This window comes from Kribbella sp. CCNWLW201, assembly GCF_037203805.1.
Lineage (GTDB): Bacteria > Actinomycetota > Actinomycetes > Propionibacteriales > Kribbellaceae > Kribbella.
In genome coordinates this window covers 1,093,928-1,119,524 of the sequence record NZ_JBBCBQ010000002.1, presented here as the reverse complement: position 1 = coordinate 1,119,524, position 25,597 = coordinate 1,093,928, and the positions used below count along the sequence as shown (strand labels likewise).

18 protein-coding genes are annotated in these 25,597 nt (G+C 64.9%); 13 read left to right on the top strand and 5 right to left on the bottom strand.

Annotated elements, in window-relative coordinates; genetic code table 11:
* Window positions 1–31: 31 nt before the first annotated feature.
* Window positions 32–904 carry a dimethylarginine dimethylaminohydrolase family protein gene (locus V9K99_RS15130; protein WP_337323436.1) on the bottom strand — a complete coding sequence of 291 codons (873 nt, stop codon included), beginning with the start codon at window positions 902–904 and terminating at the stop codon, window positions 32–34.
* A gap of 274 nt (window positions 905–1,178) precedes the next feature.
* On the opposite strand from V9K99_RS15130, the gene hisC reads away from it, so the two are divergent.
* Both hisC and V9K99_RS15120 read left to right on the top strand, forming a co-directional pair.
* The gene (gene hisC / locus V9K99_RS15125; protein ID WP_337323437.1) at window positions 1,179–2,258 is read left to right on the top strand and encodes a histidinol-phosphate transaminase; all 1,080 of its coding nucleotides are present in this window, start codon (window positions 1,179–1,181) and stop codon (window positions 2,256–2,258) included.
* A complete protein-coding gene (locus V9K99_RS15120; RefSeq protein WP_337323438.1) occupies window positions 2,255–3,001 on the top strand; it encodes an SDR family NAD(P)-dependent oxidoreductase in 747 nt (248 codons plus the stop codon). The genes hisC and V9K99_RS15120 overlap by 4 nt, the downstream gene beginning before the upstream one ends.
* A gap of 248 nt (window positions 3,002–3,249) precedes the next feature.
* Here the strand turns inward: V9K99_RS15120 and V9K99_RS15115 are convergent, their stop codons facing one another.
* Together V9K99_RS15115 and V9K99_RS15110 are read right to left on the bottom strand one after the other, a co-directional pair.
* On the bottom strand, window positions 3,250–3,846 hold the full coding sequence (locus V9K99_RS15115) for a hypothetical protein (RefSeq protein WP_337323439.1): 597 nt from the start codon (window positions 3,844–3,846) through the stop codon (window positions 3,250–3,252).
* A gap of 493 nt (window positions 3,847–4,339) precedes the next feature.
* A complete protein-coding gene (locus V9K99_RS15110) occupies window positions 4,340–5,293 on the bottom strand; it encodes an EamA family transporter (RefSeq protein WP_337323440.1) in 954 nt (317 codons plus the stop codon).
* Between the two features lie 211 nt (window positions 5,294–5,504).
* Here V9K99_RS15110 and V9K99_RS15105 point away from each other — a divergent pair, with 211 nt between their 5' ends.
* The 6 genes from V9K99_RS15105 (at window position 5,505) to V9K99_RS15080 (ending at window position 11,714) form a co-directional block, all read left to right on the top strand.
* Window positions 5,505–6,563, top strand: coding sequence for a phytase (locus tag V9K99_RS15105; RefSeq protein WP_337323441.1), 1,059 nt, complete (start codon window positions 5,505–5,507; stop codon window positions 6,561–6,563).
* Window positions 6,523–6,705, top strand: coding sequence for a phytase (locus V9K99_RS15100; RefSeq protein WP_337323442.1), 183 nt, complete (start codon window positions 6,523–6,525; stop codon window positions 6,703–6,705). Before V9K99_RS15105 ends, V9K99_RS15100 begins: the two co-directional genes overlap by 41 nt.
* 341 nt (window positions 6,706–7,046) lie before the next feature.
* Window positions 7,047–8,213 carry a pyruvate dehydrogenase (acetyl-transferring) E1 component subunit alpha gene (gene pdhA, locus V9K99_RS15095; protein ID WP_443137100.1) on the top strand — a complete coding sequence of 389 codons (1,167 nt, stop codon included), beginning with the start codon at window positions 7,047–7,049 and terminating at the stop codon, window positions 8,211–8,213.
* Window positions 8,213–9,190, top strand: a complete 978-nt coding sequence (locus tag V9K99_RS15090) for an alpha-ketoacid dehydrogenase subunit beta (protein WP_337323443.1) — start codon at window positions 8,213–8,215, stop codon at window positions 9,188–9,190. The genes pdhA and V9K99_RS15090 overlap by 1 nt, the downstream gene beginning before the upstream one ends.
* Complete coding sequence (locus tag V9K99_RS15085) at window positions 9,190–10,653, top strand: dihydrolipoamide acetyltransferase family protein (protein WP_337323444.1); 1,464 nt, start codon at window positions 9,190–9,192, stop codon at window positions 10,651–10,653. Before V9K99_RS15090 ends, V9K99_RS15085 begins: the two co-directional genes overlap by 1 nt.
* A 230-nt stretch (window positions 10,654–10,883) precedes the next feature.
* On the top strand, window positions 10,884–11,714 hold the full coding sequence (locus tag V9K99_RS15080; protein WP_337323445.1) for a DMT family transporter: 831 nt from the start codon (window positions 10,884–10,886) through the stop codon (window positions 11,712–11,714).
* An 84-nt stretch (window positions 11,715–11,798) separates the two neighbouring features.
* Here V9K99_RS15080 and V9K99_RS15075 read toward each other — a convergent pair whose 3' ends face one another.
* Together V9K99_RS15075 and V9K99_RS15070 are read right to left on the bottom strand one after the other, a co-directional pair.
* Window positions 11,799–12,170 (bottom strand): hypothetical protein, encoded by a 372-nt coding sequence (locus V9K99_RS15075; RefSeq protein ID WP_337323446.1) that lies wholly within the window; start codon window positions 12,168–12,170, stop codon window positions 11,799–11,801.
* Window positions 12,167–14,656, bottom strand: a complete 2,490-nt coding sequence (locus V9K99_RS15070; protein ID WP_337323447.1) for an AAA family ATPase — start codon at window positions 14,654–14,656, stop codon at window positions 12,167–12,169. The genes V9K99_RS15075 and V9K99_RS15070 overlap by 4 nt, the downstream gene beginning before the upstream one ends.
* A gap of 155 nt (window positions 14,657–14,811) precedes the next feature.
* Between V9K99_RS15070 and V9K99_RS15065 the strand changes: the two genes are divergently transcribed.
* From V9K99_RS15065 to V9K99_RS15045, 5 genes are all read left to right on the top strand, one after another.
* Window positions 14,812–16,857, top strand: coding sequence for an N-6 DNA methylase (locus V9K99_RS15065; RefSeq protein ID WP_337323448.1), 2,046 nt, complete (start codon window positions 14,812–14,814; stop codon window positions 16,855–16,857).
* A gap of 96 nt (window positions 16,858–16,953) precedes the next feature.
* Window positions 16,954–18,942 (top strand): type I restriction-modification system subunit M, encoded by a 1,989-nt coding sequence (locus V9K99_RS15060; protein WP_337323449.1) that lies wholly within the window; start codon window positions 16,954–16,956, stop codon window positions 18,940–18,942.
* Between the two features lie 77 nt (window positions 18,943–19,019).
* A complete protein-coding gene (locus V9K99_RS15055; RefSeq protein ID WP_337336395.1) occupies window positions 19,020–20,216 on the top strand; it encodes a restriction endonuclease subunit S in 1,197 nt (398 codons plus the stop codon).
* On the top strand, window positions 20,213–23,434 hold the full coding sequence (locus V9K99_RS15050) for a type I restriction endonuclease subunit R (protein ID WP_337323451.1): 3,222 nt from the start codon (window positions 20,213–20,215) through the stop codon (window positions 23,432–23,434). Before V9K99_RS15055 ends, V9K99_RS15050 begins: the two co-directional genes overlap by 4 nt.
* Window positions 23,431–25,569 (top strand): AIPR family protein, encoded by a 2,139-nt coding sequence (locus tag V9K99_RS15045; RefSeq protein ID WP_337323452.1) that lies wholly within the window; start codon window positions 23,431–23,433, stop codon window positions 25,567–25,569. The genes V9K99_RS15050 and V9K99_RS15045 overlap by 4 nt, the downstream gene beginning before the upstream one ends.
* The last annotated feature ends 28 nt before the right edge of the window (window positions 25,570–25,597 follow it).

Below are 25,597 nucleotides of genomic sequence, written 5' to 3'. Positions count from 1 at the left end.
CCCCGTCTGACTCACGCCGTACGAATCCCGCTCAGGCGGGGAGGATGAGTTCGCCGCCTGGGGTGGTGGCTGGGGTGAGGTTGAAGTCCAGGGGGTTGGTGAGGCAGCGGGCGGAGCCGCCGGCTTTGTGGAACTCGGTGAGGTCGAGGACGACCACGCGGAGGCCGAGGCCGGTGAGGATCTCGTGCAGGCGCGGGGAGCAGGCCGGCATGATGATCGTCTCGTTCACGACGATCGAGTTGCCGCTGAACGCGAACGCCTCTTCGTCGGTGAGCACGATCGGGTCCGGCACGATGCCGAACAGCTCGGCCTGACTGGCTGCGTCGAACGCCGCCGGGTAGACCATCGCGTGCGTGCTGTCGACCGGGCAGAACGGCAGGTCGAGGTGGTACATCCCCTCATGCGTGATCCGCAGCCCGCGGACCCGGATACCCCACTCGATCGCCAGGTGCTTGAGCGCCTCCGCCTCGGTGCGCGGCCCGTACCCGACGACCAGGCTGTCGCCGAACACGAACGCGTCCCCGGACTCGAAGTGCGGCCCCATCCCGTCGGATCCGGTCCGGCCCAACGTGAAGCCGTTCCCGGTGAACCAGTCGCTTGCGGTGAGCGACTCCTTCCGCCGCGGCTCGAACCGCATGTGCGAGAGCATCGCCCGGCCGTCCGCGGTCGCCAGCCCGAGGTTCATCGCGTACACCATGTCCGGGGAATCCTGCCGCTGCGCGAGTACGTCGACCTCACCGCCGGCGTCGACGATCGCCTGCCGCAGCGAGTCCCACTGCTTCAGCGTCAGCTCGGGGTCGGGCTGGTCCTGGGTCGACATGTACGGGTTGATCACGTAGTCGATCCGGAAGTGGTCCGGGCGGACCATCAGATACCGGCGACCCCACTCCAGCGACTGACCCATGAACACTCCCTCGCATTGACAGATCCCCTGATTGTCCGACAATCAGTCAGTTTGCAGCCCACAGTGTCCGGAGTCAAACGATCCAACCCACCGGCGGGAAACCCTTCGCGAACAGGCTTCACGGGGCTCGCCGAGTCGTGCAGAAACGTCGGTGAACGGCGCGGTCCCGAGCAGATTTCCACGACTCGACGGGCTCCGGTACGACAGGCCCGGAGTGATGGAGGTCGCTTGGGGGAGGGTGGTTCGGGGGTGGGGTTGGAGTTAGCCTGCGGGCATGAGTGCAGAGGATGTGGTTCGGTTTCGCGCGTGCCTGGACGATGTGCCGGCGTACAAGCCCGGTCGTCCGCCCGCGCGCACCGACGGCCGGCCGACGTACAAGTTGTCCAGCAACGAGAACCCCTACCCGCCGCTGCCCGGTGTCCTCGCCGCCGCCACCGAGGCCGCGGCGCAGATGAACCGCTACCCGGACATGGGCGCGGCCGACCTGCTCGAGGCGCTCTCGGCGCGATTCGGCGTACCGACGAGCGACCTCGCCGTCGCCACCGGGTCCGTCGCGCTGCTGTACCACCTGCTGCAGGCCGCGTGCACCGAGGGCGACGAGGTCGTCTACGCCTGGCGCTCGTTCGAGGCGTACCCGATCGCGGTCCAGCTGACCGGGGCGACCTCGGTCCAGGTGCCGCTGACCGACGACGCGCGGCACGACTTCAAGGCGATGGAGGCCGCGCTCACCGAGCGGACCAAGGTCGTCCTCGTGTGTACGCCGAACAACCCGACCGGGCCGGTGGTACGACGAGACGAGTTGCTGGCGTTCCTGGACGTCGTACCGGCGAACGTGCTGGTCGTGATCGACGAGGCGTACCGGGAGTTCATCCGCGAGCCCGACGTCGTCGACGGGGTCGACGTCTACCGGGACCGGCCGAATGTCGTCGTACTGCGGACCTTCTCGAAGGCGTACGGCCTGGCCGGCTTCCGGGTCGGGTACGCCGTCGGCCACGGGCCGGTGGTCGCGGCGATCCGCAAGTGCGCGTTGCCGTTCGGGGTCAGCCACGTCGCGCAGGCGGCCGCGATCGCGTCGCTGGCCGCGGAGGAAGAGCTGCTGGAGCGGGTCGAGGCGCTGGTGACCGAGCGGACGCGCGTGGTCGACGAGCTGCGCGCGGCCGGCTGGGATGTACCGGAGACGCACGCGAACTTCGTCTGGATGCCGCTCGGTGACGACACCGTCGCATTCGCCGAGGCGGTGCAGGCGGAGGGTGTGTCGGTCCGCCCGTTCCCGGGTGACGGTGCCCGGGTCAGCATCGGCGAGCGCGAGGCGAACGACATCTTCCTGTCCGTCGCCCGCGCCTGGCGCAAGTGAGCTCAGGCGCAGGTACGGCGGCCAGATCGCTGATCTGGATCTCGGGAGCGTCGGCCGGGATCGGGGCGGCGCTGGCCGAGACCGTGCCGTACGGCGATGCGCGGGTGATCGACCTGTCGCGGCGCGGCGGTGGGCCGGCGGAACACTTCAAGGCCGACCTGTCGGATCCGGCTGACTGGACGCGCGTGGAGCAGCATTTCCGGGAAGAGCTGGCCGGGTACGACGGTGAGCGGGTCGTGTTCATCCACAACGCCGGCACGATCACGCCGGTCGGGCCGGCGGACGGGGTCGACGGGGACTCGTACGCCAGCGCGGTGCTGCTGAACTCGGCGGCACCGCAGATCCTTGGGCGGGCGTTCCTGGAGGCGACCGCCGGCCTGACGTGCGAGCGTCACCTGGTGATGCTGTCGTCGGGTGCCGCCAAGACGGCGTACGCCGGTTGGTCGTCGTACAACGCGGGAAAGGCAGCCGTCGAGCACTGGGTCCGCACAGTCGGCGCCGAGCAGGCCGGTCGGGCCGGCGGGGGATGCCGGGTGATCGCAGTCGCCCCGGGGGTCGTCGACACCGGCATGCAGACGGAGATCCGCGCCACCGACGAGCAACACTTCCCTGCGGTCCAGCGCTTCCACGAACTCAAGCAAACCGGCGCCCTCACCACCCCCACCGAAGCCGCCACCGGCATCTGGTCACTCCTGACCCGCAACCTCCCCAACGGCTCCACCATCGACCTCAGACACCTGTAGTCCCCTGTCAGCCCAAGGCGCCGAGTCGGGGATCTACGTCCTGGCGAGGCGATCTCACAGCAGATTTCCACGACTCGATGCGCCGGGCCCACGACAGCGAGACGCCCGGCCCGCGCTGGGACGGGGGCCGGGCGTGATGCGGCGCCGGGAGGAGTGAGGCTTGCTCCCGGCGCCGCTGGTGGTGCTACCGAATCAGTCACCCCACCGAGGTGACTCTTTCGGGTCCTGCATCACTGACCAGGGAGGGGTCAGTTGCTCTGGACGGTGTCCTGCTCGCAGGTCTTGAGCGAGTCGACGGAGTTGCCGTCGTTGCCCAGGCCCAGGATGCCGGTCAGGTCGCTGACCGGGACCTGCCCGCCAACGGCGTTGACCGGGACCTCGTTGTGGCAGACCTGGAACGGACCAACAACGTTGTCGCTGACCGACAGCAGGCCGTCGTTGCCCATGCGGTAGTACTTGTCGTTGTTCTGCTTCGTGTCCTGCTCGCAGGTCTTGACGGCGGTGGCGCTGTTGCCGTCGTTCCACAGACCGACAACACCGACGATGTCGGTGACCGGCACCTGGCCGCCGACGGCGTTGACCGGCACGAAGTTGTGGCAGGCCTGGAACGGGCCGACGGTGTTGTGGTCGACGGCTACGAGCGAGCCGTTACCCTTCACCCAGTACCACTGCTTGCCACCCTTGCCGTAGCCCTTGCTGGCCAGCGACGCGGCGTCGGCCAGGCCGGTGCCGGCAGCCTTCTTCTGGGTGTCGTCGAGAACGTTGGCGCTCACGACGGTGGCCAGGCCCAGCGTGGCGACGGTCGCCACGGCCGCGGCAGCGGCGATCTTGCGAGTTACCTGCATTATGCCAGGTTTCCTTTCGGGTTTGACGGATTCGTCTTAGTGGTAACGACACCTGGGTGGGGCGGTTACAGACTTTTTCGTCAACTATTTGATCCACGCGGGGCCCCATAGCCGGCGCGTGATGGGTTTGCTGACGAGGCAACGAATCCGCCCTGACCAGGCAACTTGCCGGTAGCAGGCGGGGTTGGAGTGATCCTCACTTTTGTCGGCGGCGGCCCGTAACCGATGCCGCAGTTCGTCGTTGAGTGAGCGCGGGTGACGGATGAACCCGGTGATTCGGAAGATTGTTTTCGGTGGGCTCGGTGGTCGCCGAATTGGCAATACCATGATGAATCGGAATATCGTTGGAACCATTGCCGGAGTTTCGCGCCGTGTTTTTTCGGGGCAGGGCGCCCACCTGGCGACAAGGTCCCGCTGCCGCGCGCATCGGCAGCGGTGGGAGACCCGGGTCCTCTAGGGGCCCGGGTTCTTCCTTTTCAGCACCCGGTGGAGATCAGGAACCGGCAGCAGCCCGCGGCCGGCGTTCGGCCGTCACCACGACGGCCACCCCGATGATGATGACGGCACCACCGACCAGGATCTGCCACGTCACGTGCTCGTTGAGGATCAGCCAGCCCAGCAGTACGGCGACCCCGGGGTTCACGTACGCATAGGTGCTGATCAACGAGATCGGCGCGTTCGCGAGCAGATAGCTGTACGCCGTGTACGCGAGCAGCGACCCGAAAGCGATCAGGTAGAGCAGCGCGATCCAGCCCGACGTGTCGATCCGGTCGAGGTGGAGCCGCCCGGGCTCTCCCCGCAGTACGCCGAGCAGCAGCATCGCCGTACCGCCGAAGACCATCTCGTAGAGCGCCGCCACCAGCGGGTCGCGCGGCAGGCCGAGGCGCGGGGAGAACCGTGAGCCGGTCGCCCAGCAGATCGTGCCCACCACCAGGATCGCAACCGACAACGGCTTCGCGCTCGTGTTCCCGCCGGACAGCGCGAGCAGTGCCACGCCGGCGAATCCGATCAGTACGCCGATCCACGTGAGCGCGCGCGGTCGATCGCCACCGCCGACGCGCAGCAGCATCACCCACAGCGGGATCGCGGCCACCAGCAGCGCGGCCAGCCCCGACGGCACGGTCTGCTCCGCGATCGCGACCGCACCGTTGCCGAAGGCAAGTAGCAACAGACCGACGACGGCCGCGCCGAATGCCTCCTGCCGAGTGATCCGCAGTCGCCGCCAGCCCGACTTCAGTGCCAGGAACGCCGCCAGCAGTACGCCGGCCGCCAGGAACCGGGCCGACATGCCGAGCATCGGCGGGATCTCTGCCTCGACGACCACCCGGATGGCGAGGTACGTCGAACCCCAGACGACGTACACCACCGCGAGCGCGGACCAGATCATCGCCGCGGACGCCCCACGGCCACCGGCCTCAGGCAGTACGGCGGGGGAAGCGGCGGCCATGCTCGTCCTCACTGTCAGGGGTGTAATGCAAGAACAGTCATTACGCTAAGCGTGCGGTGGGTCCGGCGCAAGGTGATTTCCGGCCAGCGATCCGCGCGATCCAGCCACTCCGACGGCCGCCGAGGCCGGCGAGTGGGATTCACCGGGCAGACAGGTGGCGGCAACCGGCGCGGTGCAGTCTTCAGCCACTGCTGACAGTGAGGAGAGTGGGATGCGGGTCGCCGGTTTCGCGGTTGGTGCGCTAGTCGTCACGCTGGGCATCCAGCCGGCGTATTCGAGTGAACTTCCAGGGGTGACCGCCGCTGCGGAGACGGCCCCGAACTGGGACGACGACGCGGGCGGCAACGCCAACGCCGACGACCCGGCCATCTGGATCGACACCCAGCACCCCGAGCGCAGCGTCGTACTCGGAACGCTGAAGAACGGCGGTCTGACCGTCTTCGACCTCAGCGGTAAAGAGGTGCAGCGGTTCGCCACTCCGCCGGCGCCCGAGCCCGGCCAGGAATCCGGCCGGTTCAACAACGTCGACCTGGTCGGCAACCTCGCGATCGTGACGGACCGCGGCCGGGACCAGCTCCGGACGTACGCCGTGAAGGCCGGCCGGTTGACCGATGTCAGCAGTCCCGACGCGCCGCTCGTGTTCAGCAAGGACACCGAGGAGGTCCAGGAGCAGCGGACCGCCTACGGTCTGGCGGCGACCGTCGTACAGGGTCAGCCGATCGTCGCGGTGACGCGGCGCAGCGAGACCCGGGTCGGCTTCTTCCGGCTGGTCCCGGACGGCACGGGCAAGGTCACGTACCGCCCGATCGGCAAGGTCGACCTGCCGAGCAACTTCAAGCTGACCGACGGCAGCACATGGAGCCCGTGCGAGGAGCCCGGCGACCGGCCGCAGCTCGAAGGCATGGTGTTCGACCGCACGACGAACGACCTGTACGCCGCCCAAGAGGACGTCGGCGTGTGGCGTATCCCACTGCACGGCAAGCCCGAGTTGCTCGAGAAGGTGCGCGAGTTCGGTCAGCCGGCCGCCTACAACGAGGAGACCGAGGAATGCGAGCCGACCGGGCCGGTGAGCGCTGACGCCGGGAAGCACCTGAGTGCGGACGCCGAGGGTCTGACGATCGCTTACAAGAACGGCGTACGGACCCTGTACGCGTCCAGCCAGGGCGACTCGACGTTCGCGAGCTACCGCATCGACGGGGGCCGGTTTGGTCTACCGGGCCGGGTTCCAGGTGATCGACGGTCCGGCGGCGGACGGCGTACAGCACAGTGACGGTGCGGCGGTGACGACGCAGCCGCTCGGGCCGCTGTTCCCCCAGGGTCTGTTCGCTGTGCATGACGGTGAGAACACGCCTGGTGACGGCGACCGGGAGGGCACCAACTTCAAGCTGGTCCGGCTCGAGAAACTGCCGTAATCGGTACTCATCTGTGACACTTGTCGCACGACTTGGCGATTGCCTGTCACATGAGCGGGAAGATATGACCACTGCATGGACTGGTGTCTCACCCGAGGACCGGTTTCGGTACCGCCGTACCCGCGAGCGTCCAGACAGTTAGCGGATCAGGCAACTGCTGGGTACGGTGTCCGGCAAGTAGTGCAGCCAGGCAGGCCGGTGAGGAGGTCTACTGGTAGAGAGACAGTGCATCAACCCCTGGATCCACGTGGTCCCGCCTGCGAAGCCTCACCCGGCTGAAGGGCCGGCCCCGTGCAACGTTGCGGTCGCGGCGATCCCGCGCTCGAACCCGAGGAGTGCATGTGAGTGAGTCGGTGCCGGGCAATGCCCCGGAAGTGTTCGCGCCCCACAAGGCGCCGGTCAGTCCGCCCCAGGCCTCCGAAGAGGTCGAGTTCGTCCAGCTGCTGACGCCCGAAGGTGAGCGCGTCGAGCATCCGGACTACTCGTTCGACCTCGACGACGAGGCGATCAAGGGTTTCTACCGGGACATGGTCCTGGTCCGCCGGATCGACACCGAGGCGACCGCCCTGCAGCGGCAGGGTGAGCTCGGTATCTGGGCGTCGCTGCTCGGCCAGGAGGCCGCACAGATCGGCTCCGGCCGTGCGCTCAACAGCAAGGACATGGTCTTCCCGACCTACCGCGAGCACGGCGTCGCCTGGTGCCAGGGCGTCGACCCGCTGCGGCTGCTCGGCCTGTTCCGCGGCGTCGACCAGGGTGCCTGGGACCCGCGCGACAACAACTTCCACCTGTACACGATCGTGATCGGCGCCCAGACGCTGCACGCGACCGGGTACGCGATGGGTCAGCAGCGCGACCACGCGATCGGCGACTCCGAGAGCGGCGAGGCGACGGTCGCCTACTTCGGTGACGGCGCCAGCAGCCAGGGTGACGTGAACGAGGCGTTCATCTGGGCCTCGGTGTTCAACGCGCCGGTGGTGTTCTTCTGCCAGAACAACCAGTGGGCGATCTCCGAGCCGATCGACCGGCAGACCCGGATCCCGCTCTACCAGCGCGCGGCCGGCTTCGGGTTCCCCGGCGTCCGGGTCGACGGCAACGACGTCCTCGCGACGTACGCGGTCACCCAGCAGGCGCTGAAGCGGGCCCGCGAAGGCAGCGGCCCGACCCTGGTCGAGGCGTACACGTACCGGATGGGCGCGCACACCACCTCCGACGACCCGACGAAGTACCGGCTGAACGAGGACCTCGAGCACTGGAAGCTCAAGGACCCGATCCAGCGGGTCCGGGCCTATCTGACCCGCTCTCTCGGTGTTGAGCACGACTACTTCGACGAGATCGACGCCGAGGCCGACAAGGTCGCCGCCGAACTGCGGGCCGGCTGCCTGTCGATGCCGGATCCGACCCTGACCGACTTCTTCGACCACGTGTACGTCGAGCAGACCGCGCAGCTGGCCGAGCAGAAGCAGCAGTACGCCGCGTACGCCGCCTCGTTCGAAGGTGAGGGTCACTGATGGCGAAGATCAGCCTCGGCAAGGGCATCAACATGGGCCTGCGGGCGGCGATGGAAGCCGACCCGAAGGTCGTCGTGATGGGTGAGGACATCGGCAAGCTCGGCGGTGTCTTCCGGGTCACCGAGGGCCTGCAGAAGGACTTCGGCGAGGACCGGGTGATCGACACCCCGCTGGCCGAGTCCGGCATCATCGGGACCGCGGTCGGCCTGGCGCTGCGCGGGTACCGGCCGGTCTGTGAGATCCAGTTCGACGGGTTCGTCTTCCCGGCGTACGACCAGATCATCAACCAGGTCGCCAAGATGCACTACCGGTCGCTCGGCAAGATCCGGATGCCAGTGGTGATCCGGATTCCGTTCGGCGGCGGCATCGGCGCGGTCGAGCATCACTCGGAGTCGCCGGAGTCGCTGTTCGCGCATGTGGCCGGCCTCAAGGTGGTCGCCTGTGGTGACCCGGTGGACGCGTACTGGATGATCCAGCAGGCGATCGCCTCGGATGACCCGGTGGTGTTCTTCGAGCCGAAGCGCCGGTACCACGAGAAGGCCGAGCTGGACGAGTCCGTGCCGGCGGCGCTCCCGTTGCACCAGGCGAAGGTGGTCCGCGAGGGCACCGACGCGACGCTGTTCTGCTACGGCCCGATGGTGAAGACCTGTGTCCAGGCGGCCGAGGCTGCGGTCGAGGACGGCCGGCAATTGGAGGTCGTCGACCTGCGCACGATCTCGCCGCTGGACCTGCAGGCGATCTTCGCGTCCGTTCGCAAGACCCGCCGTGCAGTCGTCGTTCACGAGGCGCCGTTCTCGCTCGGCCCGGGGTCGGAGATCGCGGCCCGGATCACCGAGGAGCTCTTCTACCACCTCGAGGCACCGGTGCTCCGCGTTGCCGGGTACGACACCCCCTACCCGCCGTCGCGGATGGAGGAGGAGTACCTGCCCGACCTGGACCGGGTGCTCGACGGGGTCGACCGCGTGATGGAGTACTGATGGGCATCCAGCAGTTCCGCCTCCCCGACGTGGGTGAAGGCCTGGTCGAGGCCGAGATCGTCAGCTGGAAGGTCAAGCCGGGCGACACGGTCAAACTGAACGACACCGTGGTGGAGATCGAGACGGCGAAGTCGCTCGTCGAGCTGCCGGTGCCGTTCGCCGGCACGGTCACCGAGTTGCTGGTGCCGGAAGGCGAGACGGTCCCGGTCGGTACGCCGATCATCGCCGTCGAAACCGAGTCCGCGACTCCAGGCGACCTCACCCCACCGGCCGGCGAGGGCACTCCCAAGGAAGACCTCGTCCCATCCATTCCCGACGAGCCCGAAGCCGGCAAGATCGGCGGCGAGGCCCCCGGCGGCCGTACGGCGGTCCTGGTCGGCTACGGCCCCAGGACCACAGAAGCCAAGCGCCGCCCCCGCAAGGGTGCTCCTGCGGCGTCGGCCGAGCTACCGGAACCCGTCGGTGCTCAACCCGGCACGGCCCCAGGCGCCCTGGCGACTACTGCCGTAGGTGCGGCGCGGACGCCTGACGTAGAGCCTGTTGTTGCCAAGAGCAATGAGCCCCAGGGCTCCGTGCATGTACTGGCGAAGCCGCCGGTGCGGAAGCTGGCGAAGGACCTCGGGATCGACCTGGGGGCTGTGACGGCTAGTGGGCCGGGTGGGATCATCACCAGGGCTGATGTCGAGGCTTATGCGGCGGCTCCGGCTCCGGCTGAGGTTGCTCCGGTGGCTCCTGCCGTTGGGGCGGCGCCGGTGGTGAGCGGGCAGGGTGACACCCGGGTGCCGATCAAGGGTGTGCAGAAGGTGATGGCGCAGGCGATGGTGGCCAGCGCGTTCACCGCACCGCATGTGACCGAGTGGATCACCGTCGACGTCACCGAGACGATGGACCTGGTCGACCGGTTGAAGGGCGACAAGGCGTTCCGCGATCTCAAGGTGTCCCCGTTGCTGATCGTCGCCAAGGCGGTCACTCTGGCGGCCCGCCGTACGCCGATCGTCAACGCGGCCTGGGACGAGCAGGCGCAGGAGATCGTCTACAAGGGTTCGATGAACCTCGGGATCGCCGCGGCCACCCCGCGTGGCCTGATCGTGCCGAACATCAAGAACGCCGACTCGCTCACGCTGCCCGACCTCTGTGCGGCGCTGAACGGGCTGGTCGCGACCGCCCGCGAGGGCAAGACCCAGCCGGCCGACCAGGCGGGTGGTTCGTTCACGATCACCAACGTGGGCGTGTTCGGGGTCGACGCCGGAACGCCGATCATCAACCCGGGTGAGGCCGCTATCCTCGCCTTCGGTGCGGTCCGCAAGCAGCCGTGGGTGGTGGACGACGAGATCGTGCCGCGCTGGATCACCACGCTCGCGCTGTCCTTCGACCACCGCATGATCGACGGCGAGAAGGGCTCCACCTTCCTCGCCGACGTCGCCAGCATCCTCGAGGACCCAGCCCGCGCCCTGATGTTCTGACAACCTCACAACAGCCCGGACAGTCAGCCGACCGTCCGGGCTGTTGCCTTTGGCGGACCGCCAGCACTCACCAACCTCCCGGCATCTGCCTCCCGCACGCTCACGCGACCGCGCGAGTGCACCGTCCGGAGTGCTTGGTGAGTGCTGGCGGTCCGCCGCAACCGGGGCGCCGTCTCTGCGCTCGGCTAAATCCGCCTGACCGGTCATTCGCCCGATGAGAGGGTGGAGCGGTGCTGGTCCTGATGGTGGTGCTCGGTGCGGCTGTGCTGCATGCGACCTGGAACGCGATGGCTCATGGGGCGCCGGATCGGGTCGCCGGGCTGGCGTTGTTCGAGTTGGCGGCTGGTGTCATCGGGCTGGTCGCGGTGCTGGTGATGGGGTTGCCGCCGGCCGGCACCTGGGGGTGCATCGTCGCGTCTGCACTGCTGCACCTTGCGTATCTGGCTGGGCTGCTCGCGTCGTACCGGCTGGGGCAGTTCAGCCAGATGTACCCGTTGGCTCGGGGTACGTCGCCCTGGGTGGTGGCGCTGGTGTCGATCGTGGTGCTGCATCAGTCGCTGGCGGTTGTCGAACTGGCCGGTGTGCTGCTGATCTCGGCGGGGTTGATCGCGCTCGTGTTCATCGGGCGGCCGGGACGGCGGCAACTGCCGGCGTTGCTGGCGGCGGTCGGGACCGGGCTGACGATCGCTGCCTACACCGTGGTCGACGGGCTGGCGGTGCACAAGATGCCGGTGCTGACGTACATGGGCTGGGTGTTCATGCTCCAGGGGTTCGCGATGCCCTTGGTCGTGCTCGCGTGGCGTGGCCCCGGCGTACTCAAGCTGCCCCGATCAGCTGTGCTGTCGGGACTCGGCGGCGGCGTGGTGTCGATGATCGCGTACGGCCTGGTCCTGTGGGCACAGACCCGCGGCACGCTGGCGGCAATCGCGGCCCTCCGGGAGACCAGCATCATCTTCGGCGCGATCATCGGGTCAATCTTCTTCGGCGAACGCTTCGGCCCGCGCCGTGCAATCGCCGCCGCCGTCGTAGTCACCGGCATCGTCCTAATCAGCACAAGTTAGCCCACAACCTGCTGCGGTATCTGAGGAAGTGCGGGGCACCCCCACCTACAAGCCCCGCACTTCTTCAGATACCGCAGCCAGCAGTCAAGCGGCATCTACTGCGATCACGGCACGCAGGCTGGCCAGCCGCGCAACCTCCGCGTGCAGGTGTCTCAGTTCGGAAATGGTCGGCGAGAGCTCGTACGCGTGGTGGTGGCAGGCCCGGCTCAGCGCATTCCAGGTGTACTCCGCGATCCGAGCCAAGCCGTGCTGGTCAAGCACATGCAGTACGGCGAGCCGAGACCGCATCCTGACCGGGTGCCCTATCGGCATGACCAGGAACTCGCAGTACGCGTCGACCTCGGTCTCGAGTGCCTGCCTGATCAGGAAGGCAGCGATTCTGGTTGTCCGCGGTGAACTGGTGAGCAGGCCATCGAGGATTGCCTTGGCGTGCTCGAGAAGCTGCTCCGTGTTCATGGCCGTCCATCCAGCAGGTCGTCGACCGTCCGGCGCAGATCATCCAAGGCAGACTTCGGGCTGCCGTTCATGCCGTTGTGTGCGTCAGATCCGCAGAGCAACAGCGCACGCTTGCGGTATCCGGATGCGCTCCACTTGTTGAGGTTGGCCGCCTTGTCGTCATGTACCGCGAGCGCGACGCGCTGGCGTGTCGTGCGGGTGTGTGTCCAGGCGACCTCTACCTCGTGCCGTTTAGCGCCGCCGGTCAACTGCCGGCGGAAGTACAGCTCGTGCGCTGCCGCCTCGACCGCCAATCGGGCGTATCCAGGGATCGCCTTCTTCAGGACATCAACGGGAAGATTGTCGTCGTGCAACAGTTCGCGAGCGTCCGCCACGTACCGTCGCGCGGGCGACTGGCATTCGATAACCTCGACCTTCGAGTTGATGCCGCGCTCGACCTGGACGATGCGCGTGGTCGGCGCAGTACGCCGTACGGACTCAGCTAGCCGATCGTCATGTGTGAAGACGACGACCTGGCGGTCCTTTGCGTACTCGACAAGTACTTCGGTCAGCCCGTCCACCTTCGCCGGATCCATCGCCTGGACAGGATCATCGAGTACGACGAACCGGAGCGGGCTAGCCGCCATCGTTGCCCGCGGCAAAAACAAGGCCAGCGCGATGGCGTTGAGCTCGCCCTGACTCATCACAGGCAAAGCCGCGGTGTGTACGCCGTCCACCTTGGCCGTCAGATTCACTCGCCCGCGGGTCGGCTGACCTGACAACGTGATCTCGTCCAGGTCGATGCTGCTCTCCTGGCGGAGCTTCGACCAGATCCTCCGTGCCTCGTCCGCGAGCGGCTCCAGCCGCTTGTTCCGCAGATCCTCGGCGTTGGCCTTCAGCCAGCCCAGCGCTGCCTTCGCGTCGCCAAGGTCTGCATCGGCCGCGTCCGCCGAACGCCTGAGGTCCAACCAGGTCGCGATCTTTTCAGCGAGCTGCCGCCAGCTGTCATCCCGCTGGCTTAGCCGCGTGGCTGCCTCGTCGCGCAGTCGTGTCAGTACGTCCACGAGCGGGTCGACCTTTGAACTGAGGTGCTGAGCCAAGTCAACGTCTGCCGAGGGAGCCTCCCGCCAGTCCTTCAGCGCCGTCACAGCCTCGGCCAGATTGGTCAGCTCGAGCCCGTCGTCGAACGACCGAAGACTCGGCGCGCCGACGAGGGCGCGCGCCGCCTCACGCCGTTCTCCGAGCTCCTGTTGGGCTGCCCGAACGACTGCCAGCTCGGCCTTCTCGTCAGCCAATGCGGCAGCGACGCGCTCATGCCATGCATCATCAAGTACGCCGACGTCGCACACCGGGCAGCTCTGATCACCCTGCGCCGCGTGGAACGTCAGCGCGATCGCCAGAAGCTGGCTGCGAGTATCAGCCTGGGTTGATGTCGCACCACCGGCTTCGGCGAGTTTCTGTACCGCGCTCAGGAGCTTCTGAGCGGTGTCCTTGACCGCCGTCTTGTCCGGGACAGCCAGCTCGCTCAGGGCGCGAAGCTGGGATCCAACCTCGTCGGGGGCCGAACCTCCGGTCGCGATCCTTCCGACCAGATCAAGATCCGGCTTGTGCTTCCTGAGCTGCGCCAGGACTGCGTTTGCCCGCTCGTCAGTCGCCGATTCGAGGAGTGGTTTCAGCCTGCTCTTCGCTGCGGTTGCGTCGTCGGCCGGCACCTTCAGCCGCTTCACCGCCTCGCCGAGCCGGCTGATGGCGTCAGCGATCTGGTCCAGTCCGAGGATGCCCTCGAGCGACCGGTAGAGCTCGGTGGGAGTCCCATCCAGCCGCTGGCCGAGTTCGTCGTACGAAAGGATCGGGCGGTAGAGCTCCAGCGCCTTGCCCCAACCGAGCGAGTCGACCCCGGGGCTCCGCGGCTTGCCGTGACGCTGTGTCCAGGTCTTGTTGTCGACGAGCTCGCAGTCAGCGAGCCAGTCGACACCGATCTCGGTCCGGCCGACGCCCTCCTCGGCAAGTTCGATGCGAACCTGGGTGCTCTGAACCTGGTGCAGGTTGCGCCACGAGTCCTTCCAGAACGGCGCCTTTCCCTTCCAGCGGTAGCTCTCGCCGGTGAGCGCGTACTCAAGAGCCTCCGCGAAACTCGACTTCCCGGAGCCGTTCCTCCCGGCGACAACTGTCAATCCGGGTCCCGGGTGGAGGTCCAGCCGCGCCGGCGCGCCGATGCCTCGAAATCCAGACACGGCAATCGACTTCAGAAAGGCACCTACCGGCTCGACCGCTGCCTTCTCGGTCGCGGAGGCAGGGGTGGCCGGCCCCGAATCCGTACCGGCTTCGACAGCGAGTTCGTCGGAGATCGCGCCATCGCTCTCCAATGAGGCCAGGACCAGCATCCGCTGGCGTTCAGTCAGGTTGGGGTCCTCTGTTGCCAGCACCAGAACTGTGTCGAAGACCGGCAGGTCGTGCGGCTGGACCTGTGCGCCAGCCGGCTCGTCGAATTCCTCGTTGCTTGTCACTGCTCCGCCCCTCTGTTTGTGATCCCTCGCCCGTGAACGGGATTATGAGAGCATGTGCCTGTGAACTATGCCAACATGCAAATATGAAGTGACTGTGTACACGGCGATCTAGAATGTGTAAGGTATGGCGAGAGCTAGGCCCTTGGAGGGAAGTCATGGATCAGCCGGGCACGGTGTCCTCGATCGGCATCGCGCGCTTGGCAGGTGTCGGTCGCGCGGCGGTGAGCAACTGGCGCCGGCGCTATGCCGACTTTCCGCAGCCTGTCGGTGGCACCCCGACCAGTCCAGCGTTCGATCTCATCGCAGTCGAGAAGTGGCTGTCCGCTCAGGGCAAACTTCAGTCGACGAGCGCGACCGAGCGAGCCTGGCGGGCGATCGAGACCGCGTCGGGAGGCCCGGACTTGGGGGAGGCTCTGTGGCTGGCGGGCCTAGCGCTCCTCAACCGCACCCAGCGTGACGGCCTGACGGCTGAGCTGCGGACGCCTGTGTCGCTGATCGAGCCCATACGTCGCTTTGATGCGGAGGCGGCGGCTCTCCTGGCCCGTGGTCTTCCCGACGAGTGGCTGCCGCGGCAGCACGCTGTACTGTCTGCCGCAGCGGAACTGGACGACGAGGTCGATGCGGCGATGGCCTTCGAGCAGTTCTACGCGCGCTATCTCTCGGCTCGCGGTGCGACTTCCGACTACGTCACGCCGGAGGGCGTCGCTCGATTGATGCTCTCGCTGGCCGGGCCCGCCGAAAGCGTCATGGATACCGCTTGCGGCACTGGGACCCTGCTGGTCGAGGCAGCGCGAGCGAATGGTGGAATGCGGTGCCTTGGCCAGGATATTGATGCGACTGCGGCTCGCATCACGCAGGTGCGGCTTCTCTTCGCGGGCCGCGGGGCCGGTGGGAGCAACCCGTCGGGTCAGGTTCGAGTGGGTGATTCCTTACGCGTCGACGCCTTTCCTGGAGAGCGCGTCGATCTGGTTGTTTGCAATCCGCCGTTCGGCCTGCATGACTGGGCGGATGACCAGATGGCTTTCGACCCGCGCTGGGAGTTTGGTGGTTTGCCGCCAAGAACTGAGCCCGAGCTCGCGTGGGTCGAGGATGCGCTGGCTCATCTGCGGCCGGGCGGATTGGCCGTGGTGCTCATGCCGCCTGTCGCGGCTTGGCGCTCACCAGGTCGGAGAATCCGTGCGGAACTTCTCCGCCGGGGCGCGCTGCGTGCGGTGATTGCGCTTCCGCCTCGTCTTCTGCCAGTGACTGCGGTCGGCCTGCACCTCTGGATCCTGCGGCGTCCCATCGAGGGAAGGGGTGCTGGTCAGGTGCTCCTCGTCGATGCTTCTCACGCGGGCGACGGCACGCCCGCCGCGATCGCGGACTTGACCGTCCATGCGTGGCAGACCTTCGAATCCGAGACGTTCGAGGAGCAGGCCGGCGTTTGCAAGGCGGTACCTGTTATCGATCTGCTCGACGAGGAGGTCGATGTGTCGCCTGCCCGCCATCTCGCCAGCTTCGACGAGGTGGGCCCCGACCCAGCCGCGCTCCTAGCCACCGGCACCGAAGTGTTTGACCAGTTGAGCTCCCTAAGGCAGAGCCTGCCGACGCTAGTTGTCGACAGTGATGCACGCTTGGCGACCGTACGCCGTGTCTCCCTGGAGGAGCTCTCGCGGAGTGGCGGTGTCGAGATCCTCAGGGGTGTTTCGAGGATCGGCCACGACCCGCAGGAGTCGCCCGAGCCAGCGGTAACAGGCGGCGATGTCGTACGGCGATCCGCTCCGAGTGGACGGGCGTCAGGTGCCGCCGTACGAATCGAGCGGGGCGACGTACTGATACCGACCATCGCGTCGTCGGTTGTAGCAACTGTCGCAACGGGCGAACAACTTGGTGCCCGTCTTGGTCCGAACGTGAGCGCCGTACGTGTAAACCCCCAGATTCTGGACCCGTGGTTTGTCGCTGGGATGCTCACGGCGCCGGCGAGCCTCCGCGAGGCGGTGCGCCATTCGTCGGCGACCCGCGACTCTGTACGGGTGAACCTCAAGCGACTCCAAGTGCCGCTGCTGCCGCTCGAGGAGCAACGACCGTACGCCGAAGCGTTCCGGCGCATAGCCGAGTTCGACACGATGTTGGCCAAGGCGGCCGACGACACGCATCGACTCGCGAAGAGTCTGTCGGAGGCGTTGTCGAGAGGAACCCTTGCGCCGGACCACGGCGCATGAGATGACAATTAGTAATCGATCCGGGCTGCGACGTAACGCTCTGGAGCGTTGGATCGATCGACACCATGGAACGAACGACAGGGGAGAGGGCATCCGTTGAGCGACACAGCGCCGAAGAATCTGGCGAACTTCATCTGGCAGGTCGCAGATCTGCTGCGGGGGGACTACAAGCGGTCCGATTACGGCAAGGTGATCCTTCCGTTCACTGTGCTGCGCCGGCTCGAGTGCGTGCTCGAGCCGACCCGGGATGCGGTCCTGGCGGAGGCGAAGAAGTTGGCGGGTCGTAAGGTCGATGCTGCGCCCTTCCTGACGAAGCAATCGAAGCAGCGTTTCTACAACACCACGAGGCACACGCTGGCCTCGGTGGCGAACGCACCGGACGATGCGGCCAAGAACCTCAACTCGTACCTCCGCGGTCTCTCTCCCAACGCGCAGGAGGCGTTTGAGAAGTTCCGCTTCGCCGAACAGATCGCAAACCTCGCCGAGGCGAAGCTTCTCCATCTCGTGGTGTCGAGATTCGCAGACTTCGACCTGCACCCAAAGACCGTCTCCAACCACGAGATGGGGTATGTCTTCGAGGAACTGATTCGGAAGTTCGCAGAGGCGTCGAACGAGACCGCCGGTGAGCACTTCACACCGCGCGAGGTCATCAAGCTGATGGCAGGCCTTCTGATCGCCCCCGACCTCGCGGACCTCCAGGTCCCCGGGATGAGCCGAAAGGTCTACGACCCCGCGTGCGGGACTGGCGGCATGCTCACCGCGGCTGAGGACTTCATCCTGTCGCACAACGCGCAGGGTCAGGTGTTCTCGTTCGGCCAGGAGGTCAACCCTGAGTCGTGGGCGATCTGCCGGTCTGACCTGATGATCAAGAACCAGGACCCCGACAACATCAAGCTGGGCAACTCGTTCACCGACGACCAACTGGAGCACGAGAAGTTCGACTACATGCTGTCCAACCCACCGTTCGGCGTCGAGTGGAAGAAGGCGCAGGCCGAGATTCTCGACGAGGCTAACGAGCTCGGGATGCGAGGACGGTTCGGGGCCGGATTGCCGCGCATCAACGATGGCTCGCTTCTGTTCCTGCAGCACATGATCTCGAAGATGCGCCCGGTTGGTGAGGGAGGCAGTCGTCTTGCGATCGTCTTCAACGGCTCACCTCTCTTCACCGGCGCAGCTGAGTCCGGCGAGTCCAAGATCCGCCAGTGGATCCTGGAGAACGACTGGCTGGAGGCGATCGTCGCGCTGCCAGACCAACTCTTCTACAACACCGGCATCTCGACGTACTTCTGGATCCTCACCAACCGCAAGGCCCCGGCTCATCGGGGCAAGGTCGTGCTACTCGACGCCCGCGACTTCTGGGCGAAGATGCGCAAGTCGCTGGGCGACAAGCGAAAGCACATCACCGACGAGCAGATCGACGAGATCCAGCGCCTGTACGCCGACGCGCTCTCCGTGGCGGCCGACCCGGAGCACAAGCTGCACGGCAAGGTGAAGGTCTTCCGCAACGAAGACTTCGGCTACCACCGGATCACGGTAGAACGCCCACTAAAGCTCCGCTTCGAGGTAACCGACGAGGCCCTCGACGATCTCGAGGCAACACTGAAGTCCGGCAAGACCGTATCGAAATACGAGCGGCGCGACGAGCTGCTCGCTGCCCTGCGATCACTGGTCGGACAGCCGTCATCGTTCAAGAAGACTGAGTTCGCCTCTTCCCTACGCCGTGCGACTGCGAGTATCAGCAAGTTGCCGTCTGCGGTCGACAAGGCGGTGTGGAGCATGGCGTCAGTCCGTGACCCTGAAGGCGAGGTCCAGCTCAAGAGGGGTGCGCCTGAACCGGATCCAGAGCTGCGCGACTTCGAGAACGTACCGCTCTACGAAGACATCGACGCATACGTCGAGCGCGAGATCTTACCGCATGTTCCCGACGCCTGGGTCGACCACGACAAGACAAAGGTCGGCTACGAGATCCCGTTCACCCGCCACTTCTACGTGTACACGCCACCACGCCCGCTCTCCGAGATCGACGCCGAGATGCGCGAGCTCGAAGCGGAGATTCAGAAACTACTTAGCGAGGTGACAGCGTGACGACTGCTCCGTGGTGCGGCCCAGCCCGGTACACGGTTGTGGCCGCTGGGCGTGCGTATGACATTGTTCTTGGGAAGATGCTTCAGACCGCTCCTGCGAATTCAACTGATCTAGAGACTCCCTACGTTAAGTCGGCGTCTGTCCAGTGGTCTGGAGTTGTTACTGACACGGAGACCACTATGTGGGCGTCTCCGAGGGAGCTGAAGCGGTTCGCAGTGTCGAATGGCGACTTGCTGATCTGTGAAGGAGGTGACGTTGGGCGCGCGGCGATTTATGCGGGACCGGACGGATTCATCTTCCAGAACTCCGTGCATAGAGTGCGATCGGCTAGCGGGAACGATCTCCGCTATTTCCGCTACGTGCTTGAGGCAGTGCACGGCACCGAGTGGTTCGATGTCCTGTGCAACAAGGCCACGATTCGACACCTGACCTCCGAAAAGTTGGCTGATCTGCCGATCCCGCTGCCGGAGCCAACTGAGCAGCGGCGCATCGCCGACTTCCTCGACGCCGAGACGTCCACTGTGGACCGTCTTCTCGCGAGCCGACGGCGGCAGTTGATCCTGCTCGGCGAGCGCCTCAGCGCGCGAGTGATGGAGGTGACCGGCCGACTGACAGTTCGTGGAGTGGCTGCGAGTCAAGAATGGCAGCGGCTGCCATTGAGGCGTGTAGTTGCCTCGATCAAAACTGGCTCAACTCCGTCGGGAGGAGCCGACGGCACATGGGCTACGCCCGACGACCCGGGGGCACTGCCGTGGTACACGCCATCTGAGATGGATGAGTGGATGAACCTGGCTCCGCCAGAAAGATTCGTGGATAGCGGAGGAGGAGGCGAACGTGGCACAACAAGGTTCGAGTCCGGTGCGGTCCTGGTGGTGTGTGTTGGTGAGTCGATCGGCAAGACAGTGTTCCTCGATCACGCGGCCAGTGGGAACCAGCAGTTGACCGCTGTAAAGCCTAGCGATCGAGTTGACGGAAAGTTTCTTGCTTGGCAACTCTGGGGTGCCTCTCAAGAAATCCGCGATTCGTCGCCGTATACGCGGGTGCGCATCATCAATGGAGGTGATTTGCTTGCTTTCCCGGTTGCGGCACCGCCTCGGCTCGTGCAGGTGGCGGTTCGCAAGGAACTCGACATAGAAGCAGGCAAACTGACGACGCTTCGAGACAGCATTGCTCGCTTTACTGCTGGATTGGCGGAGCGACGCCACGCGCTGATTACGGCTGCTGTGACCGGGCAGATTGACGTGACAACGGCGAGGGGGGTGGAGGTGCCGTGAGTCGGGCGTATACCGAGCGAGCGTTCGAGGATGCGGTCGAAGAGGCGCTCGTCGCGTCGGGATGGATCAAGGGACGAGTCGACACCTACGACTGGGAGCTTGGGCTTGATGCGGGGCAGTTGATGCCATTCGTTCAGACAGTTCAGCGCGATGAGTGGGACAAGTTGGTGCAGTACGCCGGGAACGAGCTCGACGTGGCTGAGCGGGACTTCATGCGGTTTGTGGCGAAGGAGATCGACCAGCGCGGTGTGCTCGACGTACTGCGTAACGGCGTGAAGGACCGCGGGGTGCGGATTCGGCTGGCGTACTTCCGGCCGGCTCACACGGTTGCTGAGGATGCGCTCGACGAGTATCGCCAGAACCGGCTCTCGGTAACCCGCCAGCTCCGCTACAGCGACAGTACGACGAACACTCTCGACCTGACGCTGTTCGTGAACGGGATCCCGGTCGCCACGGCGGAGCTCAAGAATCACCTGACCGGTCAGACGGTGGAGGACGCCAAAGAGCAGTACCGCAACGACCGCGACCCGAAGGATCTCCTGTTCGCGCGGCGGGCGCTGGTCCACTTTGCGGTCGATCCGGAGTTGGTGTTCCTGACCACGCGGCTGCGCGGCAGGGACACGACGTTCCTGCCGTTCAATCAGGGGACGGGCGGGCCGGGCAACACCGGCGGTGCGGGTAATCCCGCCGTGCGCGAGGATGGTGCCGCGTACCGCACGTCGTACCTGTGGGAAGAGGTCTGGCAGCCCGACAACTGGCTCGACCTCCTGAAGCGATTCCTGCACGTTGAGGACCCGAAGACCTTGCGGACCAAGGGTCGTTCGAACGGGCGGAGCAGCGTTCACGACAGACCGATGATCTTCCCCCGTTACCACCAGTGGCATGCGGTACGACGGCTGACGGAGCACACCGCGCGAAACGGCTCTGGCAACAACTACCTGGTGATGCACTCGGCCGGCTCGGGCAAGTCGAACACGATCGCCTGGCTCGCGCACCGCCTGTCCACGCTGCACGGCTCGGCTGAACCGGATGCGCTAGACGAGGCCGCTGTGCGCGATGGACGGATCGCCGTCAACGAACCGGTGTTCCACAAGGTCGTCGTGGTCACAGACCGGTCAGTGTTGGACAAACAGTTACAGGACACGATTTACCAGTTCGACCACACACCCGGCGTGGTCGAGCGGATCACCGGCACCGGCGGCTCGAAGTCAGCCGAGGTCGCGAGGGCATTGGCGAACACCGCGACCAAGATCGTCATCGTCACGGTGCAGACCTTTCCGTATGTGCTCGAAGGTGTCTCCGGTCTGTCTGACAAGCGCATCGCGATCGTCGTCGACGAGGCGCACTCCGGACAGTCCGGCGAGTCCGTGACGAAGCTCAAGAACGTGCTACGAGGTCTCGGCGCTGACGACATCGGAGACGAGGATGATCCGCTCACGTCGTCGGCATTGTCGCGTGGAAGGCATCCCAACCTGTCGTACTTTGCGTTCACCGCAACGCCGAAGAACAAGACCCTGCAGCTGTTCGGGGTCGACGATGCCGCGGGCAACAAACGTGCGTTCCACATCTACTCGATGCGGCAGGCGATCGAAGAGGGCTTCATTCTCGATGTGCTGCGCAACTACACGACGTACAAGACCTTCTGGCGGATCGCCAAGGACGGCGCCGAGGACACCGAGGTCAACCCGGACAAGGCCGGCTCCGAGCTCGCCCGGCTCGTGTACCTCGACCCGGCGACGATGCTCGCGCATGCCGAGGTGATCCTGCGTCACTTCCACGCCAACACTCGCCGGCAATTGGGCGGCCGGGCCAAGGCGATGGTCGTCACGCGTTCGCGGGAGAGCGCCGTACGGATGTATCAGGCGCTGCATCAGAAGCTTGACGACCTGAGTATGACCGACCCCGGGGTATTGGTTGCGTTCTCTGGCAAGCTCAGCGTCGACGGCATCGAGTACACCGAGCCGGCTCTCAATGCGATGTCCGAAAACGAGCTGCCGAAGGCGTTCGCGTACACCCGAGCCGACGACCCGAACGCCAAAGCCCGCACTGGTGGCGAGGACTCCGCGCCGGCGCGGAAGGAGTTCCGGATTCTGGTCGTCGCTGACAAGTACCAGACTGGCTTCGACCAGCCGCTGTTGACGACTATGTACGTCGAGAAGCCGCTGGCCAGTGTCGCCGCCGTGCAGACATTGTCGCGGTTGAACCGGACGCATCCGCTGAAGAGCCAGGAGGACCTCTTCGTCCTGGACTTCGCGAACGAGGCTGAGGACATTCAGGACGCGTTCAAGCCGTACTACGAGGAAGCCGTCACGACGCCGGTTGACCCGAACCTGCTCTACCAGAAGCACCGAGCGGTCATGGATCACCAACTGATCCTCGAGTCTGAGATGCAGTCCTTCGCCGAGGCGTACCTTGCGTCGCAGCCGGCCTCGGTGGCCGAGAGCGGTGGGCGCAGCTGGGAACGCAAGCACGCCGGCCTCTATCGCCACATCGATCCGGCCGTCGAGCGCTTCGAGCGGCTCACTGCAGAGGATCGCGAAGCGGCTGAGCTGTTCCGCGGTGACTTGTCCGACTATGTACGGAAGTACGGGTTCCTCGCCCAGGTTCTCCAGTTCACCGACGCGGATCTCGAGCGGCTCTATCTCTATGGCAGACACCTGCTGAACCGACTGCCAACGCGCCGCAATCCGGGGCTCGACATCGGCGAGATTGACCTCACTCATCTGCGCGTAAGCAAGACGGGCGAGCACGACGTTGGACTTGAGCCCGAGGGCGAACAATTGCTACCGGGATTCGATGATGGCGGCGGAGCGATCGCTCGCGATCCCAAGACAGCACTGCTGTCCGAGCTGATCGAAGACTTCAACAACCGCTACGGCCTCGGCCTGAGCGACGCCGACAAGCTCATGTACGAAGAGCGCGTCACTGCAGCCATCGAGGACCCTGACCTTCAGCAAGCAGCGATCGCGAGTCGCAACGAGGGCGACTTCGAGATGCCGTTCAACAAGCGGTTCCAGGACATCATGGTCGAGCGCGCCGAGGCCGACACGAAGTTCACGGAGAAGTACTTCTCCGACAGCGAGTTCCAGAGCCGCCTGACCCGGGAGGCCCGCAAAGCGGCGTACCGCATGATCCGACGTCGCCATAACCTCCCAGAGACCGCGGACGCGTCCAATTCGAGTAAGCATGGCGACACTTCGGTCCAGGGGGACGGATGAGCGGCATCCTTGATCGGCAGATCCGGCATGTGCGGGATGCTCTTGATAAAGAATTCAGAGGTCTAATAGATATCTCCGACCTGACGACTCAGGTTGTTGCCGAGCAAGACACGGCCTTCTTTTCACGAGCCTTAGCTGCAAAGGCCGTGCGTATGGTTACTCATTGCAGTTCCGAGGATGCAGCTGCGGCAGTCATCGATGGGCGCGATGACTACGGTATTGATGCTGTTGCCTTCTCGGAGGGTGAGCCAGAGTTATGGCTCATACAGTCCAAGTGGAGCGATAAACACAGGGCCGGCTTCGATACGCAGGCGGCCAACAAGCTTGTCCGCGGATTTCGGCAGATGGATGAGCAAGAATTCGACCGATTCAACATGCGGTTCGCGCCACTGGTCGACCGGGTTCGAGAAGTTCTTGCCGATCCGCGGTGCAGGGTCATATTTGTAATTGCCCTAATGGGTCCCGGTGACATCTCGCGGGAGGTGCTGGAGATTTTGGAGGACGCTGACAGAGACTTCAGTGTTCTTGGCCGGGCAATGTCGTACAGGGTGATCAATGGTGCGCTGTTCCACCAAGCCGTTCGTGACGATATAGCGCCCGAGCCCGTGAATCTCCAATCGACGATGATGGACGGCTGGCACAGTCTTGAGCTTCCCTACGAGGCGCTGTATGGACTCGTGACTGCTGAGCAATTGGCCGGGTGGTATGCCAACCATGGTGATCGACTATTTCACCACAACGTTCGAACATCTCTGAGCCGAACCGATGTCAACGATTCGTTGACAAGGTCATTTATTGCGAACCCGCAAGATTTCTGGTATTTCCATAATGGGATCACGGTTCTATGCAATCAGATTGTAAAACGTTTCCTGGGAAGGAGGGCAACTGGTGAGCCGGTCGCGCTGGATCTGCTCGACGCGAGCGTCGTGAACGGTGCGCAGACGGTAGCGTCAGCGCACAGGGCATCTCAACTCAATCCAGAGATGCTTGCAGATGCACTCGTGAGCGTGCGTATCATTTCAATCAAGGATAGCCCGGAAGGTTTTGCGCGAGATATCACAACGAATACAAATACGCAGAACAGCATCGAGTTGCGTGACTACGTGGCGCTCGACCCAATTCAGATCGCGATCCGCGAGGACTTCAAACTCGCTCTGGATAAAGAATATGTTCTTCGTCGAGGCGAGCTCGATCCATCGCCCGATGGTGGATGCTCGGTGATTGAGGCGGCGACTGCCTTGGCATGCGCTCATCCGAATCCAAGTATCGTTGTCCGCGCGAAGAGATCTACAAACCTGCTCTGGGAAAGAGGTTCTCGGGGAGCATACGAGCTGCTGTTTGGGCAGCAGCCGACTGCAGATGAGATCTGGCGCCTGGTGTTGATCCTGCGTGACGTTCGCAACGTGCTTTCAAATGTCCGCGGAACACTGACTCCTCGCGCGTCAGCGATTGCGGAGCGGGCTGATCTTCTTATCGTACATGTTCTCTTCCAAGTGATCGATAGAGATGGATTTGATCAGCCGTTCGTCGAAGCCGACTTCGCCGCGCTGCGTGTGGACGTAATCGGCAGAATTGTTCCGTATCTGTCGCTTGTGGTCGAGTCAGTCGATCGCCTTTTTGGTGCAGGGTCGTACGTTACTGCGACCTTCAGTAGTGAAGAACGCTGCGCGGATCTGGTGGGTGCGCTCATTGCTGCGATACGACAAGGAAAAGACGGGGTGGTCGGATACATTGAGCGCTCGAGACCGTCGAGACTGTCGCGCCGCCCCAATTCCGTTGCGCTTCTCGTTGACGCCGAGCGCATCGCTGATGGCACGCAGCTGACTTATCAATATGGAAGCGATGTCGAGCGCGATGCAATTCAACCGTGGATCGGCGAGGATGCGTCACGCGCAAGAGCGACATGGGTTAATGATAGATCGAAGCCACTGCTCTGGGAGTTCGACGGTAAGCGGTATTCGCCTTCCGGCTTGATCACACATATGTGGAAGTTGGCGCAATGGCAGGACGCGTGGGTGTCAGTCCAAGGGCCGAAGCAATGGGCTGTTCCTGGTGAGGGAACGTTGGTCGGGCTCGCTGAGGGAGTTTGGCGGGACCTGCAAGATGGTGTGGTTGACGAGTCGAGCGGGCAATGAGATTGGGGTGAGCCAGTTCATCTCGAGG